The organism is Comamonas odontotermitis, from assembly GCF_014207855.1.
Classification (GTDB): Bacteria; Pseudomonadota; Gammaproteobacteria; order Burkholderiales; family Burkholderiaceae_C; genus Comamonas; species Comamonas odontotermitis_A.
In genome coordinates this window covers 1-5,712 of record NZ_JACHKZ010000055.1, presented here as the reverse complement: position 1 = coordinate 5,712, position 5,712 = coordinate 1, and the positions used below count along the sequence as shown (strand labels likewise).

Genomic DNA, 5,712 nt, shown 5'->3' with positions numbered 1-5,712 from the left:
ATAAAAGCCTGACGATGACCTACTTTCACACGGGAATCCGCACTATCATCGGCGCGAAGTCGTTTCACTGTCCTGTTCGGGATGGGAAGGAGTGGGACCAACTTGCTATGGTCATCAGGCATAACTTGTTGCTTTGCTGCCAGATTCGTTAGGCAGCGCAGCGAATTCATAGAGTCTTATCAGCTAAATTTGATTGCGCTTTGGGCATAACTGCAGTTGCAGTGTCTCTTTGCATGTATCCCATCTAAGGGCGGGATCATCAAAGTTATAGGGTCAAGCCGCACGAGCAATTAGTATTGGTTAGCTTAACGCATTGCTGCGCTTCCACACCCAACCTATCAACGTCCTGGTCTAGAACGACTCTTTAGGGGGGTCAAGCCCCCGGCAGATCTCATCTTGAGACGAGTTTCCCGCTTAGATGCTTTCAGCGGTTATCTCTTCCACACTTAGCTACTCGGCAATGCCACTGGCGTGACAACCGATACACCAGAGGTGTGTCCACTCCGGTCCTCTCGTACTAGGAGCAGGCTCTCTCAAATCTGCAGCGCCCACGGAAGATAGGGACCAAACTGTCTCACGACGTTTTAAACCCAGCTCACGTACCTCTTTAAATGGCGAACAGCCATACCCTTGGGACCGACTACAGCCCCAGGATGAGATGAGCCGACATCGAGGTGCCAAACACCGCCGTCGATATGAACTCTTGGGCGGTATCAGCCTGTTATCCCCAGAGTACCTTTTATCCGTTGAGCGATGGCCCTTCCATACAGAACCACCGGATCACTATGTCCTGCTTTCGCATCTGCTCGACTTGTCAGTCTCGCAGTTAAGCACGCTTATGCCATTGCACTATCGTCACGATGTCCGACCGTAACTAGCGTACCTTCGAACTCCTCCGTTACGCTTTGGGAGGAGACCGCCCCAGTCAAACTGCCTACCATGCACTGTCCCCGATCCAGATCATGGACCAAGGTTAGAACCTCAAACACACCAGGGTGGTATTTCAACGTCGGCTCCAGGTGAACTAGCATCCACCCTTCAAAGCCTCCCACCTATCCTACACAGATCTGTTCAAAGTCCAATACAAAGCTACAGTAAAGGTTCATGGGGTCTTTCCGTCTTTCCGCGGGGAGATTGCATCATCACAAACATTTCAACTTCGCTGAGTCTCAGGAGGAGACAGTGTGGCCATCGTTACGCCATTCGTGCAGGTCGGAACTTACCCGACAAGGAATTTCGCTACCTTAGGACCGTTATAGTTACGGCCGCCGTTTACTGGGACTTCAATCAAGAGCTTGCACCCCATCATTTAATCTTCCAGCACCGGGCAGGCGTCACACCCTATACGTCCACTTTCGTGTTTGCAGAGTGCTGTGTTTTTATTAAACAGTCGCAGCCACCTATTCTTTGCAACCGCTTTGGGCTCCATTTGTTCAACTTCACCTACTTGCGGCACACCTTCTCCCGAAGTTACGGTGTCAATTTGCCGAGTTCCTTCTCCTGAGTTCTCTCAAGCGCCTTAGAATACTCATCTCGCGCACCAGTGTCGGTTTGCGGTACGGTCGTGTGTAGCTGAAGCTTAGTGGCTTTTCCTGGAAGCTGGGTATCACTCACTTCGTCTGCAAGCAGACCCGTTATCACCCCTCATCTTAGCCCGGCGGATTTGCCTACCGAGCACGACTACAGGCTTGAACCAACATGTCCAACAGTTGGCTGAGCTAACCTTCTTCGTCCCCACATCGCACTACACATCGGTACAGGAATATTGACCTGTTTCCCATCAGTTACGCATCTCTGCCTCACCTTAGGGGCCGACTCACTCTACGCCGATGAACGTTGCGTAGAAAACCTTGCGCTTACGGCGAGCGGGCTTTTCACCCGCTTTAACGCTACTCATGTCAGCATTCGCACTTCTGATACCTCCAGCATCCGTTACCAGACACCTTCTCAGGCTTACAGAACGCTCTCCTACCACGTGCAATAAATTGCACATCCGCAGCTTCGGTAACTGGCTTAGCCCCGTTACATCTTCCGCGCAGGACGACTCGATCAGTGAGCTATTACGCTTTCTTTAAATGATGGCTGCTTCTAAGCCAACATCCTGACTGTTTTAGCCTTCCCACTTCGTTTCCCACTTAGCCAATTTTAGGGACCTTAGCTGGCGGTCTGGGTTGTTTCCCTCTTGAGTCCGGACGTTAGCACCCGGTGCTCTGTCTCCCAAGCTGTACTCTGCGGTATTCGGAGTTTGCATAGGTTTGGTAAGTCGCCATGACCCCCTAGCCTAAACAGTGCTCTACCCCCGCAGGTAATACTTGAGGCACTACCTAAATAGTTTTCGGAGAGAACCAGCTATTTCCAAGTTTGTTTAGCCTTTCACCCCTATCCACAGCTCATCCCCTAGTTTTGCAACACTAGTGGGTTCGGACCTCCAGTACCTGTTACGGCACCTTCATCCTGGCCATGGATAGATCACTTGGTTTCGGGTCTACACCCAGCGACTTGTCGCCCTATTCGGACTCGATTTCTCTACGCCTTCCCTATTCGGTTAAGCTTGCCACTGAATGTAAGTCGCTGACCCATTATACAAAAGGTACGCCGTCACCCCTAAGGGCTCCGACTTTTTGTAAGCATGCGGTTTCAGGATCTATTTCACTCCCCTCCCGGGGTTCTTTTCGCCTTTCCCTCACGGTACTTGTTCACTATCGGTCGATGATGAGTATTTAGCCTTGGAGGATGGTCCCCCCATGTTCAGACAGGGTTTCTCGTGCCCCGCCCTACTTGTCTGCAGCCTAGTACCACCACTGTGCTTTCACATACGGGGCTATCACCCACTATGGCCGGACTTTCCATTCCGTTTTGTTAACACAATGACTATCACTGCAAGGCTTCTCCGAATTCGCTCGCCACTACTATCGGAATCTCGGTTGATGTCTTTTCCTCTGGGTACTTAGATGTTTCAGTTCTCCAGGTTCGCTTCACTGAGCTATGTATTCACTCAGTGATACCTATTGCTAGGTGGGTTCCCCCATTCAGATACCTCCGGATCAATGCTTATTTGCCAGCTCCCCGAAGCTTTTCGCAGGCTATCACGTCTTTCTTCGCCTATCATCGCCAAGGCATCCACCACATGCTCTTAGTCACTTGACCCTATAACTTTGACCTCTATCTCTAGAGAACATCGCTACACTCTCAAGCAACTGCTTTGCGAGGTCTCTCACCTCGCGCGTTATGCCGTAATGTGAATATCTTTGCTGTAGACCTGGTCTCCCAGATCCACACTCTTGAAGAATATTCGTCATTACTGAATAAAAATTGCTCATCGCAAAGTTTCATTCGTTTTGACGCAATCAAATTGTTGTTAGCGGCACGGTGAGATAAAACCTTTACGAATTTTCTCTTTCCGCTAACAACGCTGATTTCGACTCTATGAATTTTTAAAGAACAGCCGTGTTGTGCGATCTATATCGCTCAACAACAAAACAGTCTGTCTCCAAACTGCTTTGGTGTTGATGACCTTTGATGGGTCAGTCTTGATAAGATTTTTATCTTGATGTTGGTGGAGGATGACGGGATCGAACCGACGACCCCCTGCTTGCAAAGCAGGTGCTCTCCCAGCTGAGCTAATCCCCCTGATTGCCTATAGCCTGCGCATTGCTTCGTTGCCTGCTGCTCACACACATCAGTGTGCTTCGCATCAGACGCCTCGCACTGCTTGGCTCTAGTCAATCAGCATTTCACTGATCAACCAAAGCGGCATAAGCTCAACCTCTAATCCGTTGGAAGCTTTTGGTGGGTCTAGTTGGGCTCGAACCAACGACCCCTGCGTTATCAACACAGTGCTCTAACCAGCTGAGCTACAGACCCATTCCATGCAACCACCCGCTACTGCGATGGCCACCTGGCTTGTGTTCCAACAACCGATAAGTGTGGGCGTTCAATTTGAATTGCTTGTTTTCCAGAAAGGAGGTGATCCAGCCGCACCTTCCGATACGGCTACCTTGTTACGACTTCACCCCAGTCACGAACCCCGCCGTGGTAAGCGCCCTCCTTGCGGTTAGGCTACCTACTTCTGGCGAGACCCGCTCCCATGGTGTGACGGGCGGTGTGTACAAGACCCGGGAACGTATTCACCGTGACATTCTGATCCACGATTACTAGCGATTCCGACTTCACGCAGTCGAGTTGCAGACTGCGATCCGGACTACGACTGGCTTTATGGGATTAGCTCCCCCTCGCGGGTTGGCAACCCTTTGTACCAGCCATTGTATGACGTGTGTAGCCCCACCTATAAGGGCCATGAGGACTTGACGTCATCCCCACCTTCCTCCGGTTTGTCACCGGCAGTCCCATTAGAGTGCCCTTTCGTAGCAACTAATGGCAAGGGTTGCGCTCGTTGCGGGACTTAACCCAACATCTCACGACACGAGCTGACGACAGCCATGCAGCACCTGTGTGCAGGTTCTCTTTCGAGCACCAATCCATCTCTGGAAAGTTCCTGCCATGTCAAAGGTGGGTAAGGTTTTTCGCGTTGCATCGAATTAAACCACATCATCCACCGCTTGTGCGGGTCCCCGTCAATTCCTTTGAGTTTCAACCTTGCGGCCGTACTCCCCAGGCGGTCAACTTCACGCGTTAGCTTCGTTACTGAGAAAGTTAATTCCCAACAACCAGTTGACATCGTTTAGGGCGTGGACTACCAGGGTATCTAATCCTGTTTGCTCCCCACGCTTTCGTGCATGAGCGTCAGTGCAGGCCCAGGGGATTGCCTTCGCCATCGGTGTTCCTCCGCATATCTACGCATTTCACTGCTACACGCGGAATTCCATCCCCCTCTGCCGCACTCTAGCCATGCAGTCACAAAGGCCGTTCCCAGGTTGAGCCCGGGGATTTCACCTCTGTCTTACATAACCGCCTGCGCACGCTTTACGCCCAGTAATTCCGATTAACGCTCGCACCCTACGTATTACCGCGGCTGCTGGCACGTAGTTAGCCGGTGCTTATTCTTACGGTACCGTCATGACTCCCAGGTATTAACCAGAAGCTTTTCGTTCCGTACAAAAGCAGTTTACAACCCGAAGGCCTTCATCCTGCACGCGGCATTGCTGGATCAGGCTTGCGCCCATTGTCCAAAATTCCCCACTGCTGCCTCCCGTAGGAGTCTGGGCCGTGTCTCAGTCCCAGTGTGGCTGGTCGTCCTCTCAGACCAGCTACAGATCGTCGGCTTGGTAAGCTTTTATCCCACCAACTACCTAATCTGCCATCGGCCGCTCTGGTAGCACAAGGCCCGAAGGTCCCCTGCTTTCATCCTTAGATCTCATGCGGTATTAGCTACTCTTTCGAGTAGTTATCCCCCACTACCAGGCACGTTCCGATGTATTACTCACCCGTTCGCCACTCGCCATCAGGCCGAAGCCCATGCTGCCGTTCGACTTGCATGTGTAAAGCATGCCGCCAGCGTTCAATCTGAGCCAGGATCAAACTCTATAGTTCGATCTTGAATTTAAAGTCTCTCGACTACTCACTCACTTGACGGAATCAAGAAGGTTAAAACCTTCCTCATTACTGTTTTTGTGAGCGCTTGTTTTGCTCCGAAGAACATATGGCAATCGCCACCAAACGCCCACGCTTATCGGCTGTTAATTTTTAAAGACCTATCCAACACCACCAGCAAGCATCTCTCGATCTCACCAGCCCTCTTGGACCAACTCGCTG

2 tRNA genes and 3 rRNA genes are annotated in these 5,712 nt (G+C 51.2%); all 5 read right to left on the bottom strand.

Features of this window, described 5'->3' with window-relative positions:
• Window positions 1-6: 6 nt before the first annotated feature.
• Window positions 7-119 (bottom strand): 5S ribosomal RNA (gene rrf, locus HNP33_RS20655).
• 150 nt (window positions 120-269) lie between these two features.
• A 23S ribosomal RNA gene (locus HNP33_RS20650) occupies window positions 270-3,147 on the bottom strand.
• A gap of 407 nt (window positions 3,148-3,554) precedes the next feature.
• Window positions 3,555-3,630: transfer RNA gene (locus HNP33_RS20645), tRNA-Ala, on the bottom strand.
• Between the two features lie 157 nt (window positions 3,631-3,787).
• Window positions 3,788-3,864, bottom strand: a tRNA-Ile gene (locus tag HNP33_RS20640).
• A 95-nt stretch (window positions 3,865-3,959) separates the two neighbouring features.
• A 16S ribosomal RNA gene (locus tag HNP33_RS20635) occupies window positions 3,960-5,490 on the bottom strand.
• The 16S, 23S and 5S rRNA genes sit together here with 2 tRNA genes alongside, the layout of an rRNA operon.
• Window positions 5,491-5,712: the final 222 nt, after the last annotated feature.